The following is a 23238-nucleotide window of genomic DNA, read 5'->3' as shown; positions in this document are numbered from 1 at the left end:
GGTGGCCTTTAGTTATCGCGACTCAGCCCTCGATCTATGCGGGCCTGTTTGGCCTGCTCGCTCCGGAATTTCCACCACAGCCTGAGCCGGCGCAGCAGGTTAAATGGTTTTTTCCTCAGCCGCGGCGGGTTATCAAGAATGTCCTCAACGGCATCAAGCACCCGCCGCGAAGAGTGTCCGTCGTTAAAGGCATGCAAGGATCCGAAAAATGCCCGCATGGCAGTTTTGAGGTGATCATGATTCCCCAGCGCCTGGTTAAGCGAGAGCTCGATCTCTTCGGCCTGTTGAACGTTTATAACCTCAGGCCCAGGCATGCGAGTCCGGAAGGTGACGACCGGAATATCGAGGGCCATGAACTCATACATTATTGAAGACGTGTCGCAAAGCATGACATCTGCAAGCCGCATGTAAGGCACGAAGTCTTCTGTGCTTTCCAGGAAAAGGCATCGATTTCCCGCAAGGTGCCGGTACTGCGAGACAATTTCTCTAGACATCTTCGGATGGAGAGTCACGATCAGGTTCCATCTGCCCGAGTCCCGAAGATTCTCCAGAGTTTTTAACAGATAGGGTGCGGACGAAACGCCTTCGGAAAAGGTGGATGCGTAGAACACCACGGGCAGCTCTGGCTGATTGAACAGGTCTTCTTTGGCAAAAGTCCGGCTTGGCCTGAGAACCGCGTCAAGCTTTGGCCAACCGGTTTTCCTTACCATAAAGTGCGGGTGCTCGACGGCTTTCATTCCAAAACGCTCTGTGTCCACCTCCGCCATGGTGCAATAGAGATCAAACCAGCCACGAATACGGTAGTGGGACTGCCTTGCCGGGTTCATGCCTCTTTTATTGATAGGAAAGCCATGGAAAATCTTGACTTTCAGGCCTGGGAACGAGGGCGGCACCCAGTCGCCAGGCGCAAAAACAGCGTCTGGATTGTAGTTCTTGACCTCCTCAAGACTGTGCAGCCGGGTCTCGGAGAACTCCAGTGTCCCGGCGCTACAGCCAGCAATGAACCATGCTGCCTCGTCACCCCGCCTGGTTATCTCGTCTTGTAGCGGCCTCAGAATGGCGTAAGCGTAGGATTGGTTTACAAAGAAAAGATAGCGCCTCATACTTTGAGCTCATCGGTTAGCTCCTGAATCAGGCTGGCAGTCTGGCGGATTGTTGACTCAATGGAGAAGTCCCTCTCGATTCGCTGTCTGCCGCACTCACCCATCCAAGTGGCAAGCTCCGGATCATTCGCCAGGCGCACCAAAGCCTGGGCCAGCGCCTGTGGGTGCCGAACGGGCACCACAAATCCCTCCACCCCATCATCAACCAACTCCGGCATACCTCCCACTTCTGTAACCACCACCGGACGACTGTAAGCCATTGCCTCAATCACCACCCGCGGCAACCCTTCACTTTCGGAAGGCAGAACCAGGGCACTGCAGGCTCCTGCCACCTGAGGCGCATCATTGCGAAAACCGGCGAAATGGATCCGGTCGCGGTGGCGACTCGTCTCTACTCGGCGGGCTAAATCCGGATTACCCTGGAGTTCACCAACCAGCAACAGATGGAGCGGCGATGTTTCCGGCACATGTTCCATTGCTTCAATCAGCGTTGCGAAGCCCTTGCCAGGACGATCCCTGCCAATACAGGCAACAACAAATGCGCCGGCAGGGAACTTGAAAGAATCCAGATCGGCTGGCGGTGCTTCATACCAGGATAAATCGTGCCCTTTATAGATCGTGACGGCTTTGCCTTCACGAAGTTTGAACGGCCCCCAGCCAAGGCTTTCAAAATAACGCTGAACGGCGCGGGAAACACAGACCACCCGATCAAGCCGGGGGTGCAGAAAAGTAATCCACGATTCGGGCTTCAGTAGGCCAACATTCCCAATCACTCCTCTATATCCCATAACCTTGACCTTCAGCCCTCGACTGGCCCTTAACCCGCAAGCAATGGCTCGGGGATTAAATCCATAGATAACGGTATAACCGCCGGACTCAAGTTCCCGGCGAATGGCCCTAGTCCCCGACCGATCAAACCGACCAGCGAGTCGCAAAGGAATAGCTCGCACCCCGGCATCGAGCAACAGCCGGTAATTGGGGCCTGTATCGTTAGCCATTACTGTCACTGGCAGCGGCAGGGCCGCCAGGCCTATGATCAATTGCGTCTCTGCCAGATCGGAACGATCCGTGATGATAAGAACTTTTGGTTGCATTATAATCGTGACACTCGAGAGTTTAAGGGCTGCCTCTCCAGCCAGCGGAAAAAAACTGAGAATAACATGAATCGAAGTGTTCAAAGTCCCCCGGCCTGGCATCCGGATGAAATTTCCTTCCTGGAACAAGAGGGGGCACTGGCTCCAGGCATCAATGCCATTCCACTCGAGCGGGTTCGCGAACGGTGGATCCACAGAACACTTCGTGAAGTATTTCTCAGTCCGACCGGTTACGTGGCCAAACGCTACTGTCATTTCCCTGGTCGCAAGGACTACCGAAAGGTATGGCAGCGGGAACACAGGGCCCTGGTGCGTCTCCGGGGATTGAATGTGCCGCAATCAGCCGGTTTTATAACCGTGCAACATTCAGCGAATGTCACCGGCATTCTCCATGTACGAAGCCTTTTACCGGGTTCTGGTGTGCAATGGCGTTCAAACAGCGACATTGAAAGACTGGCTGATCTTCTGTCTTCTTTCCACTCGAGGCTGGTTGTTACCCTTGACCCACAAAAGGAAAACTTCATTTTCACGAGCCTTCGAGACAGGGATATTGGCTTCATTGACTTTGGCCGGGCTCGAGTCTTTCATAGTCGCAATCCACTTATGCTCTTCAATATCGGCAAGGAGCTTGCGAAGCTTGGTATCGAGGGTGGCCTCACTGAGCCTCAGTTTGCCGCATTCATTGGCCATTATGACAAAAAAACGACTTACAGCCGTGGCCAGAAAGCGATTATCTCCGCCAGCATGAGATACTGGCAACGCCGCCATAACCGCAGGCTGAAGCAAACAAAAAACCACTAAGCCCCTTGGTAACCCTCAAGCAGCGCGCTCCACAGCTCTTCCCGGACCCTATCCGACAGGTTATGGCAACGCTTTTGCACCGATCTCCAGAGCCTGGAAAGATTATCCCTTTTCCAGGGCGCATCGGGTGCAGCTGTCTCTAATAGCCGGCACTTGTCAAAATCGATCAGATAGACCTGACCGGAAGCAATCAGAATGTTGTCGCAGTTCAAGTCAGCGTGATTAAGCCCCGAATCATGAAAGCGCCGAATCACGCGACCGATTTCACGCCAAAGCGAGCTGCTTTCCAGGGGCTTAACCTCGGGTAATGGTCTCGCACCCTGTATCCGTCTGATCAGTATCGCGGCTTCATAAAATAACCAATGGTGTCGCCTGGCGACTGCCGCTACCGGTTGCGGAACCGGCAAACCGAAGTCAATCATTTTCTCCAGCAATCTGAACTCGCAAAAAGATCTGCTGCGATCGTATCCTGTGAACAGGTAGTTGCTTCTCGATATCTTCGACATCAAACCGCCCCGGAGATACTGGCGAAGCACTAGCTCGCCAACCGGCGTCGCTGCGAACCACGCCCCCCCTCGACCACCGGCGTCCACCGGTCGGGCATCGTTTCCCCAGTAAGCGGGGCAGCACCACTCGGGAGTAATTCTGTCAGCGCAACCCGGCGTAACCAAAAGACGCGTTGCGCCGCCTCCATTTCCATCATCTGACTGAGCGTTCAAAGATCACCTTCCGACATCGCACCCGGAACCATCAAAGACGATTGAGGGTGACTCAGGTATAATTCCACGACTTTATCAAGGTGGACCCATACGACTCCACAACATAATTTTTTATCAATAATTTCGGCGGCCAAATTGAGTTTATCAATCTGTATCCTGCGCTTGTCAGCCATTGGCGACGTAACTCATGTCGTTCCAGTTGTTTTAAGCCTCCAGCAACAGATCCCGAGTGTGCAAATCACCTGGATTATCGGGAAAGTTGAAGCGAAACTGATTGGCGACTTGCCAGGAGTTGAGTTTATCGTTTTCGACAAAACCTCGGGGCTTAACGGTTACAGGCGACTCCGAAACACCCTGAAAAGCAGGCGCTTCGACGCGCTACTGCACATGCAGGTAGCCTTTCGCGCCAACCTTGCATCCGCCTGCGTCCGGGCGAATCAGCGAATTGGCTATGCCCGTGCCCAGAGCAAGGACCTTCACGGCCTGTTCATCAACCAACGGATACCTGACATGAGCGGACAGCATGTCCGCGACTGCCTGGCCGGTTTCATCGAGCCTCTCGGGCTGAAGCCTGCGCCACCAGTCTGGAGGATTCCGCTGGCCGATGCAGATTACGATCTTGCCAGGAGGCACCTGGCGGTCGATCGAAAGAACCTGGTTATCAGCCCATGCGCAAGCCATCCCCTAAGAAACTGGCCCGCAGAGAGATACGCCGAACTTGCCGATTACGCCGTACAAACTCACGGCATGCAAGTAACTCTCGTCGGCAGCCCCTCTCAATACGAACAGAACTTCTGCAGGTCAGTAGTTGAGGCAATGGAAGAGAGCGCAACCAACCTGTGCGGGCAGGATACCCTCAAGGAACTTGCTGCAATACTGGATTTGGCAGACCTGGTAGTGGCCCCGGACACTGGCCCGGCCCACATTGCCAACGCCATGGGCACTGATGTCCTTGGGTTATACGCCGCCAGCAATCCCGACCGCTCCGGCCCTTATAATTCAATTCCGTGGTGCGTGAACCGATATCCCGAAGCGATAAAACGGTATACCGGGAAAACTGTCGACACCGTTCGGTGGGGAGCCAGAGCGGAGTTTGAGGGGGCCATGAAACTGATCCAGACCTCCGACGCAACCATCATGCTTGATCGCTGGACTGAGGCGTTCGCTGCCCCGAATTCGGACGCGAACCATGTTTAACCCGAAAAACCAGAGGTTACAGGCCCTGGCACACTATCCGAAGAGCACCCTTTCAGCTATCGGTGTTGGCGCGTGCATGGTCTATGCCTTATTCGAGCTGTCACTTCCCTACATCGGCCGCCTGGCCGAAACTGTGCTGATTCTGTTGACTCTTCTGGCCTTGGCAAAAGGCGAACGGAACAAACTGTTATTCATCCCGTTGCTGGGTTTGGGGGCCGCGATTGCGGTATCGACAACCTCCTGGGTTGCCTCCTTTTCGGCAACCTCGTATGGGTTCCAGCCTGAGACCGCACCCAGAATTGACGAAATTGCCAAATGGTTTCTCTTTATAGTGCCTGCATTTTGGCTCAGTGGGAAAAGGCACGCTCCAGCCTTATTCTGTGCATCTGCCGTTATTGGCTTGATTGCGCTCCCCTGGATCTCCGGCGACGGGCTCTCTGAGTTCACCCAGGCCCTCGAAAACCGACGAATTGATGCCGGGGCCATGAATGCCCAACACGCAGCCATGCTTGCCGGACTTACCCTCATACTTGCCTGCTGCCTGATCTTGCCCGGCAATACAGCGGTAAGCTCATCGGCATTGCCTTTGATGGCTGGCACCATCCTGGCAATTCTGAGCCTTCTCCTTCTGTACGCCACGCAAACCCGGGGAGTGTGGCTTGGATGTACGATAGCCGCAATTGTGATGCTCATTACATCAATATTGGGAAAGAGAAACGCTACTGTCAGAAAGGACCGAGGTCTGATCACGGCCGCCCTGGTTGCCCTGATTTTATCAGGCATTCTTTGGACCGCCACAAGCTCAAGCGTCGTTGACCGCTTTACAAGAGAAACCGGCACCATCTCCCTTGCCCTGGCAGGGGAGTTTGACAATCTACCCGCAGATAGCGCAGGCGTGAGACTTCGCTCCTGGCATCACGCACTGCCCTGGATAAGAGAAAAATTCTGGTTCGGCTGGGGGCCAGACGGCAGCGAAGTTATCATGCAGGAATCCGGCGCTCTGCCAGCAGCTCTGAGGGACCATTTTGGACATCTGCACAACACTTACCTGGATATTATGGCAAGGTACGGTTTCGTCGGCCTGCTTCTATATCTGCTCCTGCTCGCCTGGTTTGCACGCCTCATTGTGCGCAGCTATCGAGAAGACGCGCTATCGCCCGGGGCATATCTGTTTGGCATCGGTTTTCTTGCCTACTGGCTTACAGTGAACTTTTTCGAGTCTTACATGCTGTTCTCAAGTGGCAAGTATGCGTTTACAGTAGTAGTGGCCTGTCTGATATCTCTCGCCAACGTTCGATCTGAAAGCACCAATGGAGCACTTCAATGACAAGCCCGGTAACGAAAGGTGAGCCTATTCATGCCGCACTGTGTTGTGATGAAAACTACACGGCCTACGCGACGGTGGTGATGATATCGACCATTGCTCACGCAAGTAGTCCCCAACGGCTGGTATTTCACCTGATATCCAATGGTATAGAATCCGAAACCCAAAAACGCATGCAAAGGGAAATAACCAGCCGGGGGAGCACGCTCCACATTTACGAGGCCACAAACCGTACCTTCGATGGTTTGCCCGTTCACAGATTTGGCCAGGCGGTTTATCAGCGGATTTTACTGAGCGAGTATTTGCCAGAGGACATCTCACGAATCATCTACCTGGATTCGGACCTGCTGGTAAGAGACGACCTCGCCAAACTGGCAACACTGGATCTGGAGGGCCTCCCGCTTGGTGCTGTCGAGGACCTTTCGAGGTCCGCTTGCACGACAATCGGTGTTCCGCGCCGAGAATACTTCAATTCCGGCGTTCTTGTAATGGATCTGACGCTGTGGCGCTCCGGTGGCATCCACTGGAAAGTCGCAGAATACGCAGCTGAGCATGCCCACCGTCTACACTACGTGGATCAGTGCAGCCTGAATGCCGTTCTTCACAAGGATTGGCTGCGGCTCACGCCACGCTGGAATGCTCAGGCGAATATTTACAAGATTCTGAGAAAATACAGCGCAGGAAGCGGCTACCCCATCGAGCAACTGAAGGATGCCATAGCCTGGCCCGCAATTGTTCACTTTACGGGCAAGAAAAAACCATGGCTTCGGTTCTGCTTTCATCCATACCGGCACGAGTTCCTTGCGATTCTGAAAACACTAGAATGGGCTGAACCTCATCCATCCTGGAGCGACCCGAAGGAAAGGAGGCGATACCTTCTGGCAATCCGAGATCACCTGAAAAATGTCTCTCGCAGGCGCCAGGCAGCAGGACTCCGCAGGACACGACAGATGCCTTACGACTGAGCAAGGCTCCGGTTAATGCCCACAAAACTCTGGTTTGGACTCACGACTTATACCGATTACCACACTTATCCTTGATGGTGAATGTCATGTTCAATTACCAAGACTATCTGGTCGAGAGCTCTCTCGATAAAGCCGAGGCGACGCTGCTGATAAAGGACTATCTGCGGGGTGATCTGGAGATTATCGAGGAGTTAAAGAACAATGATCACAACTATGTGGTTCGGATAAATCGTTATCAGCGCCCCGATATAGTCATAAAAGAACCCAGAAAAAGAAATAGACGTTACTGGGAAAGGCTGCTCACATGGTTCCGTAAAGGAGAGGCAGGACGCCTCTACGAAAGCCATATACAGCTGGAAAAACTTGGATTCGCCTGCCCTTCTGCGGTGCTCGCCGCGGAATCAAGAAAGCTTGGCGTGGTCACCAGGAGTGTCTTCATGTATGAGTACATGGACGGTGAACCAGCCTCATCCGCCGACGCTGGGATCGTCGCCCGGGAGCTCAGGCGCCTTCACGAAGCCGGCTACACAAGGGGAGACCCCAAGGCACAGAACTTTCTGATAAAAGACGGCGCCGTCATTTTCATCGATTTCAAGCTTTCCCGAGCGAGGCTGTGGCACAGACATTCTGCTAGAATGGAGTTTGCCCACCTGCTTCACACCATGCCCGAAGCCCTGGCGTTTGTCCCGAGCGATGAACGAAAGTCAGCTGGATTTCTAGTAGCGGTCCGGCTACGCCGGATGCTTTCAGACCTTAAGCATATGAAGCGAGAATTGCGCAACTACCGGCAACATCCGGATTACCGGTATAAAAGAAGGGCGATATTGCTCCTGTTGGGTACAATCATAAGTTACGACCTAATGATTGCCACGCTGTCCCGCTAGCGTCGCGAGTCGGAATGTCGTGAAAGAAGCAGCAGCCATTCCATGGTTGACCGACGCTCCTCACTCAGCAAAATTTTTCTTTCGGGCAAAGAGAACTTCTCCAGTTCAGGGTATTGGTAACGCTGGGCTTTGTGAATATCATCGACGCTCTCAATAACCACAGCATCGTGAGTCGAGGAGAAGATATTCTTCAGATACCCGGATATATGGATATCAACCATATCGTGAGCCTCAATCAGAAAATCATGTCGAGCCATGAATCCGGGCGTTTCTGGAGCAAACAGCTCTTTCTCGAAGCCCTCACAATCACTAACGATTAGCGCGCAGCCAGCGAATTCAAATGCGTGCAAGCTGCTGCAGTCGAGCTTGCCGGCCACCCGCAGACGGTTTGCATCGATACCATTGAGTTCTGCCATTTCCCGACAGAGTTCCCTGGCCTTACCATTCACATCGTATGCGTGCAGCATGGCGTCCGGAAAACGCAACCCCAGCCCCACAGCGTAATAACCTTCGGCACACCCAACATCAACAATATCGGTGTACTCCCTTGCGAACACGGTTTCCAGGATCGGATGAAGCTCAGATTCGTAGGACCCCAGCAATTTGGGGAACAGGGTACTACCTACCGAGTCAGCACAGGGGTATTTCATGCCACGAAATGGGCCGTGCCTCACTTCAAGATCAGGAAAATCCTGCCGGATTACCGAGCGGACAAATTGTTTTTCTTCCGCCTTCGCCGCTCTTTGCCTGGCCCGCTTTCGGCTACTTGCGAAAAAACCCATACCATACCTCCTCACAACCGCTATTTGCGGGCGGTGTAGTCCTGGTAGGACTTTTCTTCCACGAAGCGGGAGCCCAGCGCCAGGTTGACTTCTTTTTTGATGGCGGCGCGCTTGTCGTTGGTCACGTAGACGGCGCGGGCCAGTTCGATAAACTTCGGGCCGAAATCCTGGGCGGCTTCCTGGTCGCGGATGTCGTCTTCGATTTCCCAGAGCTCCTCGTTAACGGCCTTCAGCTGCTTGCGCAGATCCGCAATTGCGGCCGGATCCTGCACTGCCTCGTTCCAGGTGGAACTCAGCTCATCCAGTTCCAGACGAACGTTCTTGACCTTCTCCGGGTCGGCAATCCGTTCGGATTTGATTTCCAGGATGGTGATCTTGTCCAGCACTTCGCCGAAGGAGACCGGCACTTTGATAACGTCTGCCATTTGCTCTTCCTGCAGGTGTAGTTAATGAAATAAAGGGTTAGCCGTTTACCGGTGTCAGCCAGTGGCTGTGCTCCGCCGACTTGCCCTTCACCGCATCAAAGTACATACCCTGCAGCTTCTCGGTCAGCGGGCCACGCTTGCCAGCACCGATAACACGGCCGTCCAGTTCCCGGATCGGCAGCACTTCGGCGGCGGTGCCGGTAAAGAAGGCTTCGTCAGCGATGTAGACTTCGTCTCGGGTAATGCGGCGCTCTTTGACCGGAATATTCAGCTCTTTCGCAAAATCCAGGATGGTCTGGCGGGTGATGCCTTCCAGGCAGGACGTCAGCTCCGGCGTATGGAGCACACCGTCACGCAGGATGAAGATGTTCTCACCGGAACCCTCGGCCACATAGCCTTCGTTGTCCAGCAACAGGGCTTCTTCGCAGCCACTGGCAATGGCCTCGTTGAGCGCCAGCATGGAGTTGATGTAGTTGCCGTTGGCCTTCGCCTTGCACATGGTGATGTTGACGTGGTGACGGGTGTAGGACGAGGTGCGAACCTTGATGCCCATTTCCTTGGCTTCCGGCGACATATAGGACGGCCAGCTCCAGGCGGCCACCATCACGTGAACCTTCAGGTTGTCAGCGCGCAGACCCATACCTTCCGAACCCAGGAATACCATCGGGCGCAGGTAGGCTTCGTCCAGATTATTGTCCCGGACCGCCGCGCACTGGGCCGCATTGATCTCGTCTTTGCTGAACGGCATTTTCATGTTCAGGATATGGGCAGAGCGGCACAGACGGTCGGTGTGCTCTTTCATGCGGAAAATCGCGGCGCCCTTTTCGGTGCTGTAGGCTCGCACACCCTCGAAGCAGCCCAGACCATAATGCAGGGTGTGGGTCAGCACGTGGGTTTTGGCTTCCCGCCAAGGAACCATTTCACCGTCCATCCAGATGAAGCCATCACGATCAGCCATCGACATTGTTTCTGCTCCTAAAGCGCTCTTTTCGGGGATCCGGCATTCTAGCAGGAAAACCCCGGCTTACGAAGAGGTGCGATCACCCCAGCATGACCCGATTCCACATACTCCGGATGTAGTCACGTTCTTCGGAAAAGGCATCCCCTGCCACCTGGCTGTTCAGGTTCTGAAGGGCCCGGCGGTGGATAGTGGAGCGCAGGGTAATAAAGGCCTCCCGCAGTTTCTCGGTATCCTCAACCGGCAACACCCCGGCCCGGCCCAGCTCCTCCATCTGGCGGATGTTATCGGACCATTGGGTCAACTCTGGATGCTCGGAGCACCAGGCCAGCATCAGGTACTGCACCATAAACTCGATATCTATAATGCCACCGAAATCGTGCTTGATATGGAAAACCTCCGGCTCCCTGCCCTCGACCTGCGGGGTGCCCAGCGCGGTGCGCATTTTCTCGCGCATGCCGACCACCTCTTCCCGCAACTTGTCCCGGTCCCGCGGCTGACAGAGTATGTCACTGCGTAGTTTTTCAAAGGCGTCCAGGGTTTCCTCGCAGCCGGCCACACCGCGGGCGCGGGCCAAGGCCTGGTGCTCCCAGGTCCAGGCATCGTTGCGCTGGTATTTCTCGAACGCGGTCAGGGTGCTGACCAGAAGCCCCGAATTGCCGGACGGGCGCAGGCGCATATCCACCTCGTAAAGCTGCCCGGAGGGCGTCTGCGTATTGAGGATGTGCACGATGCGCTGGCCCAGCCGGGTATAGAACACCGCGTTGTCGATGGACTTGTCGCCGTCCGTTGACTGCTCTGGGTCCGCATCGTGAATAAACACCAGGTCCAGGTCCGAGGTATAGCCCAGCTCGATACCACCCAGCTTGCCGTAACCGACAATGGCAAAATCGGTATCGCAGGCGGAACCGTCCTTGCGCCGGGGATACCCGTGGCGGCTGACCAGGTTGGCGAAGGCAACGTCCACCACATGGTCCAGCACCACTTCGGCGATCCAGGTCAGATAGTCGCTGACCTTCATCAGCGGCAGGGTTTCGCGGATTTCCGAGGCGGCCACGCGCAAAATGTGCGCCTTCTTGAAGTGCCGCAGAGTTTCCATCTGCTCTTCGAGATCCTCGAAGGGGATCCGCAGCATCTGCTGGCGCAGATCGTCCTGGAGCTCGACTTTCGCGGGCGGGCTGTACAGGCTCTCAGCATTCAACAGTTCGTCAAGCAGCAGGGGCGTCTCCGCCAGCTGGCTGGCAATCCAGGGGCTCTCGCTGCACAGCCGGACCAGCTGGGTTCGCGCGCCCGGGTTCTCCAGCAGCAGCACCATGTAGGCGGTTCTGCGCAGGATAGCCTCCACCAGTTGCAACACCCGGGCCAGGGTCTGGGACGGCGCGTCCACGTGAGTGAGCGCTTCCAGCAACACCGGCATGAACTTGTTGAGCCTTTGCCTGCCCTGGGTCTGCAGGGTTTGCAGGGTGCGGGTTCCGCGCAGCTCACTCAGCAGGGAATAGCTGCTCTCCGGTTCTTCGAACCCGTGCTCACCAAGCCAGGCGGTCGCGGCTTCCTGGTCCATTTCACCCAGCCAGAGTTCCTGCCAGCCCTCATCAAGCTCCGCGGCTTCGTGTTCCTCATCATCGATGGTGATAATGTCCGCGAAGTGGGTTGCGACCCTTTCGCGGTGTTTTTCCAGCTCGTCGATGCAGGACGCCCAGTCGTCAAATCCCATGATCAGCGCCACACGGGCGCGGGACAGGTCATCATCCGGCAGCAGCTGGGTCTGTTTGTCTTCGATACCCTGGAGGGCGTGCTCCAGGTTGCGCAGGAAGATGTAGGCCGCCTTCAGCTCTTTCACCACCGGTGACGGCAGCAGCTCCAGCTCTTCCAGTTCTTTGAGGATCACCAGCAGTTCCCGCTGCTGCAACTCCCGGTCCCGGCCGCCCCGGATCAGCTGGAAAGCCTGTACCACGAATTCGATCTCGCGAATGCCACCATTGCCGAGCTTGATATTGTTCTCCAGGCCCTTGCGACGCACCTCGCGGCTGATCATGGATTTCATGCTGCGCAGGGACTCAAACGCGCTGAAATCAATGTACTTGCGGTAGACAAAGGGTTTGAGGCTGTCCATCAGCACCTGCCCGGCCTGCTGGTCGCCGGCCACTACCCGGGCCTTGACCATGGCGTAGCGCTCCCAGTCGCGGCCCTGGTCCTGGTAGTAGGTTTCCAGCGCGGCAAAGCTCAGGGCCAGCGCCCCGCTCTGCCCGTAGGGCCGGAGGCGCATATCTACCCGGAACACGAAACCATCGGCGGTAATCTGGTCCAGCGCCTGAATCAGCCGTTGCCCCAGGCGGATAAAGAACTGCTGGTTATCGATCGACCGGCGCCCACCGCGGGTTTCGCCCTTACCCGGAAACGCGAAGATCAGATCAATGTCGGAGGACACGTTGAGCTCATGGCCACCCAGTTTCCCCATGCCCAGGACGATCAGGGGCTGAGGGCCCTCCTCACCGGTGGCCGGATTGACACCCCAGGGTGTTCCCGACTGCTCGCAGGTATCGTCATACAGCCAGTCCAGGGCGCCCTGGATGCTGATGTCGGCAAAATCACTGGTAGCAGCAATGGTTTCAGCCATGTCCGACCAGCGCATCAGGTCCCGCCAGATAATCCGGAACTGGATTTCCATGCGGAAGCGTCTGAGCTTGGCGTGGAGGCTGCTTTCATCCGTCACCTCGGCGAGGAATTCCTGCCAGCGCTGGCGCAAATAGTCGGCGGTAGTGGGTTCGGTCAGCGGCCGCGACTGGCACAGGTACTGCACCTGCTCCGGATGCCGCTCCAGGGTTTGTCGCAGAAACAGGCTACGAGCCAGGGCCTGGGCGACGTCCTCGTCGGATACGCCACCAGAGGCGCTCAGGAAATCCGGCACACCTTCCGGGAACACCGAGTGCCAGGCGGCAGCGACGTCCTCCGCCAACATCGTCGGTAGTGAGCGCCAAGGCTCGGACATAATGCAAACCCCTGTGTGTCTGTTATATTTCCCGTACTGTATAACGAACTCTCCCCCGACTGAACCGTTGTAAGGACACCGATGCAGAGGAATCGCCGGCCGCTGAACCCGGAACACCAGCTATCCCACCTGCCCATGGCCGGGCTTATCCAGTCTCGCATCAAGCGGCTCTTTGTTATCCTTACCGGCCTGCTGGCCGCCCAGATACTGATTATCTGGGCGGCTGAAGATCTTAACCTGTTTGAATCCACCTGGATGACCATGACCACGCTGGTGACCGTGGGTTATGGCGACTTTGCCCCGAAAACCTACGTGGGCAGGATCAGCACGATCCTGATGATGTTCGTGGGGGCCATCACCCTGCTGACACTGATTGTCAGTGATTACATCGAATACCGGTTCTACCGCCGGGAACGCATCTTAACCGGACGCTGGATATACGCCATGAAAGACCACATCGTCATCATCAACACACCGCAAACCGGCGGCGAGCAGTACTTTTCACGCCTTGCCTCCCAGATGCGCTCGGTGCCGGGCTATGAAACGATTCCCATCATGATACTGACGCGGCACTTCCCCGGCGGGCTACCCCCGGAACTGAAGGATTGCGGGCTGGTGCACTTCCACGGTACCGGCAGTGATCCGCTCGCGCTCAAGGCAGTCCACGCCGGCAGCGCCCGGCACATCATCATTCTGGCCGCCGACGAGGCCGACCCTTCCTCCGACAGCCTGACCTTTGATATCGCCCACCGGTTGAGCGAGTCCAATCTGGGACAGAAAATCACGGCTGAATGCGTCCGCGATGAGAACCGGGATCGCTTCACCGCCATGGGCGTGCGCACGGTGATCAGACCGGTTCGAACCTACCCGGAAATCATGGTGCGTTCGGTGGTGGCGCCGGGCTCGGAAAAAGTGCTGGAGGACCTGTTCAACTATCAGAACGACCACCCCCATCGTTATGAGATCGACCTGGACGACCTGACCTGGGCAGACATCGTCAGCGCGCTCATTCGTCATGGCATAGGCACGGCCCTGGCCTACATTGACGAAAACAACGAGGTGGTCTGCCATCCGCCGACCGACCAGGAGGTTGAAGGCAAGGGCCTGATCGTTCTGGTCAAGTCCAGCGAGACCCCCAACGTGAACGTGGTCGAGGAAGCCCTGGATCGCTATCGCGAATTTATCAAGAAATGGCACGACCTGCAGGACCAGGCAGCGGAAGAGGAAGACATAGCCGCCAAAACAGCCGGCCAGTAGCTTGGCGAACGCAACACACTAACCGGCAGCAATGGCCAGCTGCAGCTGGCCGAGCTCCCTGCCAGACAACAGCTCACGGACAGATCTGCCCTCGGCCAGGGCAGCAGTCACATGCTGATACAACGCCCTGACACCACGCTCATCCGCCAGCTGTTCAATTACGCCAAGCTCGTCCTGGTGAATCGGGACGGGCTCACCGGTCAGCCATGAAACACTCAGCTGGAACAGGAAATCATTCACCGCCAGCTCTGAATCCGTCCCGGCGTTCATGGCCGGCTTATAAAGCCCCGCCTGGAAATAGCCCTGCTCTGCCTTACTGACCAGGTTCAGGAAGACCGGCACCTCGTCCGCCAGCCTTCGTGCCCAGGTGAGCAGTGCAGCGGCGTCCCCGCCCTTGAGCTCGAATTCAATCTCATTGAGCGGGCGTGCCTCGCCTCCGGCAACAATCTCACCGGAATCAATGGCCACCTCGATCAGGGTTTCCCCCTGCTCGATCATGACCACGCGGCGCTCGAAATTGGTCTCGAATACCGGCCGTAGCTCGGCAAGGTTCACACTTTGCCCCACCGGGGTATCCGCAATCAGCCCCATCCTGAGTTTTGTGCCAATCAGCGGCCACTCCCATTCCTGCCTGCGGTGCGCGCCGCCCACAAACTCGCCACGGGTTTTCAGGGTCTGGATATACCGGTCGCCCATCTTGCGAATACGCAGGGCTATTTTCTGCCGATTAAGATCACCGGCCGGCGTGTCGTAATAGGTATTGCCCAGCTGCAGGGTCTCCGACTCGCAGGTGTTGGGCTGGCCCAAAAGCCAGCTCACGGCCCGGTCGAGATCCGCTTGCGCCACGCTGAGCTTGATTTCCAGTTCCTGGGCCATTGCCGCTCCTCACAGGGGGGAATTTGATATCAGCATACATAAAAAAACCGGCAGCCCGAAGGCTACCGGTTTTTCGACTACGTTTTGACTAGCTGGTTAGCTGATCAGAAGTAGTAGACAGCGCCTACTGCCAACTGAGTAGTGTCTTCATCAGTAGTGCCGTTGTCATCATTGCGCAGATAACCTTCGGTGTAGACATAAAGGTTGTCAGACACGTTGTGCAGGGCTTGCAACGTCAGCACAGTGGCTTCGTCATCACCGGCATCAGCTTCAGACATTTCGTACGATGCGGCGAAGCCATTCGCACCTAAGCTGTAACGCGCGTAAATTTGAGCATTTTTCTGACCTTCAGTAATAGCTAGCCCGCCAACTTCTTTGGAACCACGCATGCTATAGAGCGCACCGACCGTAAGCTCATTCGTAACGTCAGCAGAAACGTTTACGCCGTATGTGTTCTCACTGCTAGTGCTATCTGCGTCGTTTGAATCCATTGCGACAGCAATCGTTAGCATGTCAGCACTGTACTTGGCACCAAGCTGGTAAGGATAAGCCTTCTCATCGTACTGAGGGTCACCGTCACCCTGAAAGGCAACTGCACCGTGGAAAGTAAAGCCACTGAAAGATGGCGACACATACTGAATAAGATCACCCTCTCCAGTTGTGTAATCCAAACCAGTATTCAGACCCGCTACTTCATAGTACTCGACAACACCGCCAATCAACTGCTCATACTGCGAATCATCAGAGCCTACCCAGATCTGACCGAAGCTGTCGCCTTTAATACCAATGTAGGCTTCATCCAGCTCGTTCAGACCGCCGCTGTCATCACTTCGTGTCACGTTACCAGCGGAATCAATCTCGGCGGTATTGTTTTTATTGCCAGCTTTATTGTCGGCACTGATGCCCTCGAGCTCCAACTTCAAAAATGCTGTGATGCCAGGTGCAACCTCGTGGTCATGCTTGATCCCGATGGTCGATCCGTTATCAAAATGGCTGACTTCAGAGCCGCCATTCTCAAAGTCTGTGTGGGTAATGGCATACTGGATGTTGCCATAAACCGTTGGCATGGAATCCATACGAGCAGCCAGCTCAGATGCGGAAGCTTCCATCTGTGCCAGCGCGCTACCAGAGAATGTAGCAGCTGCAATAGCGGATGCGATGAGCGTTTTTTTCATGTTGCGTTTTCCTTCTTGAGTTAACTCAGGTTTTAGCGTCGGGTTTGGATCCCGCTCTTCAGACTTCACCAGTCGGGCTGGTTGGGCCCTATTCTGTGTACTCACCATGTCAGTTTTATGACACAGCGATAACAATTCGTTTTTTCTTCTTATTCAAGGAGCGAGCAGGCTCCTTTTCTCGTCAATCACTTACAGCCATCTTTTAATGCGTAAAGTGATGAACCTGTTTTAATACAATGACCGCTTTTTTGCAAATTTTTAACTTGGGCTTTTTAGCGTAATTCGGTTCAGGAAAGCAAGTCTTTATGCTTATAAATGCTCTAACGTTCCAGGACGGCTAACATTCAAATCCGAGGCCAAACTGGCATTATGTCCTTATAATCATAAAGTTAAAAACCAAAACCCTCTTCTTTTGGCCGAAACGCCTTCCACATTACGGTTGAGTTGCACCAGCGCAGACCAGCTGCGAGCCATGCGCACAAAGCTGGTGCGTGCCATTATTTTTGCGAATTATCGCCGCCAACCTCGAGAAGAAACGTGACAGGCCCGTCATTTTCCAGCGCTACCTTCATATCCGCGCCAAACTGTCCCTGACCTACTCTGGTTTTCCCCAGATGCTGCTCTGCGACAGCCACAAACTCCCGGAACAACCCGTTCGCTAAATCCGGGGACGCCGCGACAGAAAAACCGGGACGTGTGCCCGATCCGGTATCGGCTGCAAGGGTGAACTGGGGGACAACAAGGAGGGAGCCGCCGATATCGAGCAGGCTGCGGTTCATTCGTCCATGGTCATCGGGAAACACCCGATAACGGATCACTTTGCTGCAGAGTTTTGCTGCGGCCGATGCATCATCCGGCTTCTCGACCCCCAGCAGCAGCAAAAGCCCCGTGCTGATTTCAGAGAAGATCTCCTTATCGACGGTAACTCTGGCGTAGCTAACTCGCTGAATCAGCCCTTTCATTCGGCTCCCCGGGAAGGACTCAAAGATCTGCCGAAGTCTATCCACGGGCCAGATTGGCCGCAACCCCACTTAGGGGGTATTCGCCGCCGATTCGGTTGCAGCGTTATGAGGCATCGTCATCAAGCTTTGCCGCCACCTCATCAATGCCTCGCATCAAGGCATCAACAATCGCCGGCTCGGAGGCTGAATGCCCGGCATCCCGAATGATCCTCAGGTCTGCCTCGGGCCATGCCTCGCTCAGGGCGAGGGCGTTATCCAGGGGGCAAACCATGTCGTATCGGCCATGCACAATCAGCCCCGGAATGTCTTTTAGTGCCGCGGCATCACGAACGATCTGGTTATCTTCCAGAAACGCGTTATTCATGAAGTAGTGGCATTCGATACGGGCCAGTGCAATCGCCACATGGGGATGGCCGAAGTGCTCAACCACCCGGGGATTCGGATGCAGTGTGGCGCACCGCCCTTCCCAGATGGACCAGGCCTTTGCAGCCTGGATCTGTTCAAGCTCGTTGGTGCTGGTCAGGCGTCGATAGTAGGCGGACACCAGGTCGCCCCGCTCACTCTCGGGAATGGGTGCAACGAAGTCCTGCCAGTAATCGGGGAATACCCGGCTGGCACCATCCTGGTAAAACCACTGGATATCCCTGGGACGGCACAGGAAGATGCCCCGTAAAACCAGGCCGAGCACTTTGTCCGGGTGCGTTTGGGCGTAAACCAGGCTCAGGGTGGAGCCCCAGCTGCCGCCAAAGAGAATCCACCGGGAAACACCAAGAAACGAACGCACCGTTTCCATGTCTTGCACCAGCTTCTGTGTGGTGTTGCCGTCGAATTCCGCCAGCGGGGTTGAGCGGCCGGCGCCACGCTGGTCCATCAGAATGATCCGGTACCGCTCGGCATCAAAAAAACGCCGGTAATAGTCCTCGCACCCGCCGCCGGGGCCACCGTGAACGACGAGCACAGGAATACCGTCCGGATTGCCGCTTTCTTCCACATAGAGTTCGTGGGGCGGGTCCACCGCAAGACGATGCTGGGCGTTAGGCTTGATCTCGGGATAAAGGGTGAGCATAGAACGCTCCGGAAAAAGAATGTAACCGGAGTTTAGCTGAAGTGAACGAAAAAAGGGGCAGATCCGCTCTGCCCCTTTCTGGTTACCGTTCTGTTCTTTACTCCACTACGGCTTACTTCTTGTTCGCGCGCTTACGCTCGTTCTCGGTAAGCAGCTTCTTGCGCAGACGGACCGACTTCGGCGTTACTTCCACCAGCTCGTCTTCATCAATGAACTCCAGCGCCTGCTCAAGGGTAAACTTGATGGGCGGCACCAGAGCGATCACTTCCTCTTTGCCAGAGGCGCGCATGTTGTCCAGCTTCTTGCCCTTGGTGGGGTTTACCACCAGGTCGTTGTCGCGGCTGTGAATGCCGCACAACTGGCCTTCGTAAACTTCCTGCCCCGGATCCAGGAACAGCTTGCCCCGGCTCTGGAGTGTTTCCAGCGAGTAGGTGAGCGCAGTACCGGTTGCCATTGATACCAGTACGCCGTTCTGACGGCTGGTCATATCACCACTCTTGATCGGGCCGTAATGGCTGAACGTCGAGGTCAGGATACCGGAGCCGGAGGTCATGGTCAGGAAGGAGTTACGGAAGCCAATCAGGCCCCGCGCCGGAATTGTGTAATCAAGGCGCATACGCCCTTTGCCATCCGGCACCATATTGGTCAGCTCACCCTTGCGAAAGCCCATCTGATCCATCAGGGCACCCTGGTGCTGCTCTTCAATGTCGATGATGACGTTCTCGTAGGGCTCCTGCTTTACGCCGTCGATCTCGCGGATGACCACTTCCGGGCGACCCACGGCAAGCTCGAAGTTTTCCCGGCGCATGTTTTCGATCAGTACCGACAGGTGCAATTCACCACGGCCGGACACTTTGAACTTGTCAGCGGAATCACCTTCTTCAACGCGCAGAGCAACGTTATGCAGCAACTCCTTCTCCAGACGCTCCTTGATGTTGCGGCTGGTGACGAACTTGCCTTCGCGGCCACAGAACGGCGAGTCATTGACCTGGAAAGTCATGGACACGGTTGGCTCGTCCACCGTCAGCGGCGGCAGGGCCTCAACATTGGCCGGGTCACACAGGGTATCGGAGATGTACAACTCATCCATACCGCTTACGCAAATGATATCGCCCGCCTGTGCCTCATCGACCTCAACACGCTGCAGGCCGGAGTGGCCCATGATCTTGAGAATGCGGCCCTGGCGCTTCTTGCCGTCGGCACCGATAGCAGCCACCGGGGAATTGGTTTTTACCTTTCCGCGCCTGATGCGGCCGATTCCGATAACGCCCAGAAAGCTGTTGTAGTCCAACTGGGAAATCTGCATCTGGAACGGGCCGTCGCGATCAACGTTTGGTGCCGGCACGTGGTCAACGATGGCCTGGAAAACCGCATCCATGTTGTCGTCCAGCTTCTCGTGATCCATACCGGCAATGCCGTTCAGGGCACTGGCGAACACGATCGGAAAATCCAGCTGCTCGTCACTGGCGCCCAAGTTGTCAAAAAGGTCGAACACCTGGTCCACAACCCAGTCCGGGCGGGCGCCGGGGCGGTCGATCTTGTTCACCACCACAATCGGGTGCAGACCGGCGTCAAAGGCTTTCTGGGTGACAAAGCGGGTCTGGGGCATCGGGCCGTCGATGGAATCGACCACCAGCAGCACACAGTCCACCATGCTCATTACCCGTTCTACTTCACCACCGAAGTCGGCGTGGCCCGGGGTGTCGACGATGTTGATGTCGTAGTCGTGCCATTTCAGCGCGGTGTTCTTGGCCAGGATGGTGATGCCCCGTTCCTTTTCCTGGTCATTGGAATCCATGACGCGCTCATTTTCGAGCTCTTTGCGGTCCAGCGTACCGGACTGGCGCAACAACTGGTCTACCAGCGTGGTTTTGCCATGGTCAACGTGGGCGATGATGGCGATATTACGAAGTTTATCTATCACAACAATATTCCTGCAGCATGCACTGAATGACCTGAGCGGTCTTCAGCAGGCGCTATGCCCCTTACATGCCGTCTCAAATCCGTAAAATGAATTTCATTTGCCAGGCCGGGCAGCCCGGGTGCACCCTGACGAGACTCAGCGGTTGCGCTGAATTTCCGGGTCTAAAATGAAGTGGCGCGCAGTATATAGCAAACTTCATTGCGTTTATATGAAGAAAAACGCCTATGGCGCTGGCAGACCTCGCGCACAGGTCTGGTGCATTTTTTCAGTGCGCGCACTCTTTTAATGCACCACAAGAGGGCGAGTCAGCCACTGTTATAACGGTGATCGCTCCAAAACAGCCCGGGAACCCTGTAATTGCGCTCTTGTGGAGCATGCCTTAAAAACTGGCAAGCCTATTGCTTCACTTAAGGCAGCCGAATTTGCAGGTAACTGGGAACAGCTTTTGATAAGCTTCCCGACCTGAAAGAAAGATCGGAATTCAGCAGCGCTGAACGATCCGGCAACAACGTACACAGAAATCGCCCGCCGAGCGGGATAACTGACGGAGCTTGCACAATGTCCAAGACGATTGATCTGATCAAAGAACACGAAGTCAAATGGGTCGACATGCGATTCACTGACAGCCGCGGTAAAGAGCAGCACGTCACTCTGCCCGCCACCGAGGTCGACGAAGACTTTTTTGCCGACGGCAAGATGTTCGACGGTTCCTCCATCTCCGGCTGGAAAGGCATCAACGAGTCCGACATGATCCTGATGCCGGTGGACGAAACCTCCGTTCTTGATCCGTTCACTGAAGAAACCACCGTCAACATCACCTGCGACATCGTGGAGCCTTCCACCATGCAGGGCTATGAGCGTGATCCGCGCTCCGTTGCCAAGCGTGCCGAAGAATACCTGAAGTCCACCGGCATTGCCGACGGCGCACTGTTCGGCCCGGAGCCGGAGTTCTTTGTATTCGACTCTGCACGATGGAAAATCGATATGCAGGGCGCGATGTATGAACTGCACTCCGAGGAAGCAGCCTGGGTATCCGGCGACGAGTTTGACCGCAACAACATCGGTCACCGTCCCGGCGTTAAAGGTGGCTACTTCCCGGTTCCACCGGTTGACAGCCTGCACGACCTGCGTGGCGCCATGTGTGCGGCCATGGAGTCCATGGGCCTGGAAATCGAAGTGCATCACCACGAAGTGGGCACTGCCGGCCAGTGTGAAATCGGCGTTGGCGCCAACACCCTGACCAAAAAAGCTGACGAAGTTCAGATCCTGAAGTACTGCGTGCACAACGTCGCCCATGCCTACGGCAAAACCGCGACCTTCATGCCCAAGCCGGTTGTCGGTGACAACGGTTCCGGTATGCACGTGCACATGTCCCTGAACAAAGATGGCAAGAACCTGTTCGCCGGTGACGGCTATGCCGGCCTGAGCGAGATGGCGATCTACTACATCGGCGGTGTGATCAAGCATGCCAAGGCCATCAACGCCTTCACCAACGCCTCCACCAACAGCTACAAGCGTCTGGTTCCGGGTTTTGAAGCTCCGGTCATGCTGGCCTACTCCGCCCGCAACCGTTCAGCCTCTATCCGTATTCCGTACGTCAACAGCCCGAAGGGCCGTCGTATCGAAGTCCGCTTCCCGGACGCGTCCGCCAACCCGTACCTGGCTTTCGCGGCACTGATGATGGCCGGCCTTGACGGCATCCAGAATAAGATCCACCCGGGCGATGCCATGGACAAGGATCTGTACGATCTGCCGAAGGAAGAAGCCCTGGACATCCCCACCGTTGCCGAGACCTTCCAGGAAGCCCTGGACAGCCTGGAAGCGGACCACGAGTTCCTGACCCGTGGCGGCGTGTTCACCGAAGACATGATCGGCGGCTACATCGACCTGAAGCGTGGCGAAGTTGAACGCCTCAACATGACCACCCACCCGGTCGAGTTCGAGCTGTACTACTCCTGCTAAGCACGCTCTGCTGACGCGCCCCCGGGCGCCAGCAGTCATCAAAGCCCTGCCCCGTGCAGGGCTTTTTTGTGCCCGACATCACACCACCGCCACACCCTTAACGGAATGTAACCTGTCACGACAGGAATGGCGTTGAATTACAGCAGGCTGGCGCTGATAATCGGGTAAAACAACAGACAGGTTGTACCTATGAAACCACGGCTCCCATTTGTCGCAGGCATTCTCGCCTTTATCGCTTTTCCGCTTTCTGCCGAGGTATACCGCCAGGTTGATGCCCAGGGCAACGTCACCTACACCGATGAGCCCACCGAAGGGACCGACGCCGAGGTGGTTGACGTCAAACCGGTGACCACCGTGACCCTGCCAAAACCCGAAGTCGTCCGGGAGCCCGAGAGGCTCAGGGAACAGGTGGAGCAGGAAGGCGCGACCTATGAGAGCGTGACCTTTGTTGCGCCCGACGACGAGGAGGCTTTCTACAGCGGCAGCGGCGACGTGGAATTCCAGGTGACCAGCTCACCTTCCCTGCGGGACAATCATAAATACGAGGTCACCCTGGATGGCCAACCCGTGGGCCAGAGCCAATCCGACACTGTTATGGTGCGCAACATTTATCGCGGCACCCACGAAGCCGGCGTCAGCATCGTTGACAGCGACGGCGTCACCATTAAAAGTGGCGAAACCATCACCTTCACTGTTCATCGGCCCAGCGTTCTCAACTGACACGGCCATTCCAACACTCCTGCAAAGCCGCCTCTAGCCGGGCCTGACCCGGCGT

General features: G+C 56.0%; 20 protein-coding genes. 8 read left to right on the top strand and 12 right to left on the bottom strand.

Going from position 1 to position 23238, the window contains the following annotated elements:
* Positions 1 to 8 precede the first annotated feature (8 nt).
* Positions 9 to 1103 (bottom strand): UDP-N-acetylglucosamine 2-epimerase, encoded by a 1095-nt coding sequence (locus DIT71_RS15560; RefSeq protein ID WP_114614150.1) that lies wholly within the window; start codon positions 1101 to 1103, stop codon positions 9 to 11.
* The gene (locus tag DIT71_RS15555) at positions 1100 to 2197 is read right to left on the bottom strand and encodes a glycosyltransferase family 4 protein (RefSeq protein ID WP_114614149.1); all 1098 of its coding nucleotides are present in this window, start codon (positions 2195 to 2197) and stop codon (positions 1100 to 1102) included. Before DIT71_RS15555 ends, DIT71_RS15560 begins: the two co-directional genes overlap by 4 nt.
* On the opposite strand from DIT71_RS15555, the gene DIT71_RS17940 reads away from it, so the two are divergent.
* Positions 2192 to 2998 (top strand): BUD32 family EKC/KEOPS complex subunit, encoded by an 807-nt coding sequence (locus DIT71_RS17940; protein ID WP_227538175.1) that lies wholly within the window; start codon positions 2192 to 2194, stop codon positions 2996 to 2998. The two genes, DIT71_RS15555 and DIT71_RS17940, sit on opposite strands and share 6 nt — an antisense overlap.
* On the opposite strand, the gene DIT71_RS15545 is transcribed toward DIT71_RS17940, so the two are convergent.
* Positions 2995 to 3669 (bottom strand): 3-deoxy-D-manno-octulosonic acid kinase, encoded by a 675-nt coding sequence (locus DIT71_RS15545; RefSeq protein WP_227538173.1) that lies wholly within the window; start codon positions 3667 to 3669, stop codon positions 2995 to 2997. The two genes, DIT71_RS17940 and DIT71_RS15545, sit on opposite strands and share 4 nt — an antisense overlap.
* Positions 3670 to 3852: 183 nt before the next feature.
* Here DIT71_RS15545 and DIT71_RS15540 point away from each other — a divergent pair, with 183 nt between their 5' ends.
* From DIT71_RS15540 to DIT71_RS15525, 4 genes are all read left to right on the top strand, one after another.
* The gene (locus DIT71_RS15540) at positions 3853 to 4914 is read left to right on the top strand and encodes a glycosyltransferase family 9 protein (RefSeq protein ID WP_114614146.1); all 1062 of its coding nucleotides are present in this window, start codon (positions 3853 to 3855) and stop codon (positions 4912 to 4914) included.
* The gene (locus DIT71_RS15535) at positions 4907 to 6241 is read left to right on the top strand and encodes an O-antigen ligase family protein (RefSeq protein WP_114614145.1); all 1335 of its coding nucleotides are present in this window, start codon (positions 4907 to 4909) and stop codon (positions 6239 to 6241) included. Before DIT71_RS15540 ends, DIT71_RS15535 begins: the two co-directional genes overlap by 8 nt.
* Positions 6238 to 7203 (top strand): glycosyltransferase family 8 protein, encoded by a 966-nt coding sequence (locus DIT71_RS15530; RefSeq protein ID WP_114614144.1) that lies wholly within the window; start codon positions 6238 to 6240, stop codon positions 7201 to 7203. Before DIT71_RS15535 ends, DIT71_RS15530 begins: the two co-directional genes overlap by 4 nt.
* A gap of 86 nt (positions 7204 to 7289) precedes the next feature.
* Positions 7290 to 8087, top strand: a complete 798-nt coding sequence (locus DIT71_RS15525) for a lipopolysaccharide core heptose(II) kinase RfaY (protein WP_158538979.1) — start codon at positions 7290 to 7292, stop codon at positions 8085 to 8087.
* Here the strand turns inward: DIT71_RS15525 and DIT71_RS15520 are convergent.
* The 4 genes from DIT71_RS15520 to glnE all read right to left on the bottom strand — a co-directional run bounded on the left by DIT71_RS15520 (position 8084) and on the right by glnE (position 13241).
* Positions 8084 to 8869: a class I SAM-dependent methyltransferase gene (locus DIT71_RS15520; protein WP_114614142.1), complete on the bottom strand. Its 786-nt coding sequence runs from the start codon at positions 8867 to 8869 to the stop codon at positions 8084 to 8086. The genes DIT71_RS15525 and DIT71_RS15520 overlap by 4 nt on opposite strands.
* Positions 8870 to 8889: 20 nt before the next feature.
* On the bottom strand, positions 8890 to 9294 hold the full coding sequence (locus DIT71_RS15515; protein ID WP_114614141.1) for a DUF6165 family protein: 405 nt from the start codon (positions 9292 to 9294) through the stop codon (positions 8890 to 8892).
* Between the two features lie 37 nt (positions 9295 to 9331).
* A complete protein-coding gene (locus DIT71_RS15510) occupies positions 9332 to 10258 on the bottom strand; it encodes a branched-chain amino acid transaminase (RefSeq protein ID WP_114614140.1) in 927 nt (308 codons plus the stop codon).
* Between the two features lie 76 nt (positions 10259 to 10334).
* On the bottom strand, positions 10335 to 13241 hold the full coding sequence (glnE, locus tag DIT71_RS15505) for a bifunctional [glutamate--ammonia ligase]-adenylyl-L-tyrosine phosphorylase/[glutamate--ammonia-ligase] adenylyltransferase (protein WP_114614139.1): 2907 nt from the start codon (positions 13239 to 13241) through the stop codon (positions 10335 to 10337).
* 81 nt (positions 13242 to 13322) lie between these two features.
* Here glnE and DIT71_RS15500 point away from each other — a divergent pair, with 81 nt between their 5' ends.
* On the top strand, positions 13323 to 14498 hold the full coding sequence (locus DIT71_RS15500; protein WP_114614138.1) for a potassium channel protein: 1176 nt from the start codon (positions 13323 to 13325) through the stop codon (positions 14496 to 14498).
* A gap of 18 nt (positions 14499 to 14516) precedes the next feature.
* Here the strand turns inward: DIT71_RS15500 and DIT71_RS15495 are convergent, their stop codons facing one another.
* The 5 genes from DIT71_RS15495 to typA form a co-directional block, all read right to left on the bottom strand.
* Positions 14517 to 15374, bottom strand: coding sequence for a CYTH domain-containing protein (locus DIT71_RS15495; RefSeq protein WP_114614137.1), 858 nt, complete (start codon positions 15372 to 15374; stop codon positions 14517 to 14519).
* A gap of 104 nt (positions 15375 to 15478) precedes the next feature.
* Positions 15479 to 16549: a porin gene (locus tag DIT71_RS15490; protein ID WP_114614136.1), complete on the bottom strand. Its 1071-nt coding sequence runs from the start codon at positions 16547 to 16549 to the stop codon at positions 15479 to 15481.
* Between the two features lie 497 nt (positions 16550 to 17046).
* Positions 17047 to 17511, bottom strand: coding sequence for a D-aminoacyl-tRNA deacylase (dtd, locus tag DIT71_RS15485; RefSeq protein ID WP_114614135.1), 465 nt, complete (start codon positions 17509 to 17511; stop codon positions 17047 to 17049).
* Positions 17512 to 17614: 103 nt separating this feature from the next.
* Positions 17615 to 18577 carry a prolyl aminopeptidase gene (gene pip / locus DIT71_RS15480; RefSeq protein WP_114614134.1) on the bottom strand — a complete coding sequence of 321 codons (963 nt, stop codon included), beginning with the start codon at positions 18575 to 18577 and terminating at the stop codon, positions 17615 to 17617.
* Between the two features lie 112 nt (positions 18578 to 18689).
* A complete protein-coding gene (gene typA / locus DIT71_RS15475) occupies positions 18690 to 20501 on the bottom strand; it encodes a translational GTPase TypA (RefSeq protein ID WP_114614133.1) in 1812 nt (603 codons plus the stop codon).
* A gap of 558 nt (positions 20502 to 21059) precedes the next feature.
* On the opposite strand from typA, the gene glnA reads away from it, so the two are divergent.
* Complete coding sequence (gene glnA / locus DIT71_RS15470; protein ID WP_114614132.1) at positions 21060 to 22463, top strand: glutamate--ammonia ligase; 1404 nt, start codon at positions 21060 to 21062, stop codon at positions 22461 to 22463.
* A gap of 189 nt (positions 22464 to 22652) precedes the next feature.
* Positions 22653 to 23183 carry a DUF4124 domain-containing protein gene (locus DIT71_RS15465; protein WP_114614131.1) on the top strand — a complete coding sequence of 177 codons (531 nt, stop codon included), beginning with the start codon at positions 22653 to 22655 and terminating at the stop codon, positions 23181 to 23183.
* The last annotated feature ends 55 nt before the right edge of the window (positions 23184 to 23238 follow it).

The organism is Marinobacter vulgaris (assembly GCF_003344045.1).
In the GTDB taxonomy this organism is placed as follows: domain Bacteria; phylum Pseudomonadota; class Gammaproteobacteria; order Pseudomonadales; family Oleiphilaceae; genus Marinobacter; species Marinobacter vulgaris.
Note: the sequence above shows the minus strand (reverse complement) of the source record. Positions and strands in the feature narration are given on the sequence as shown.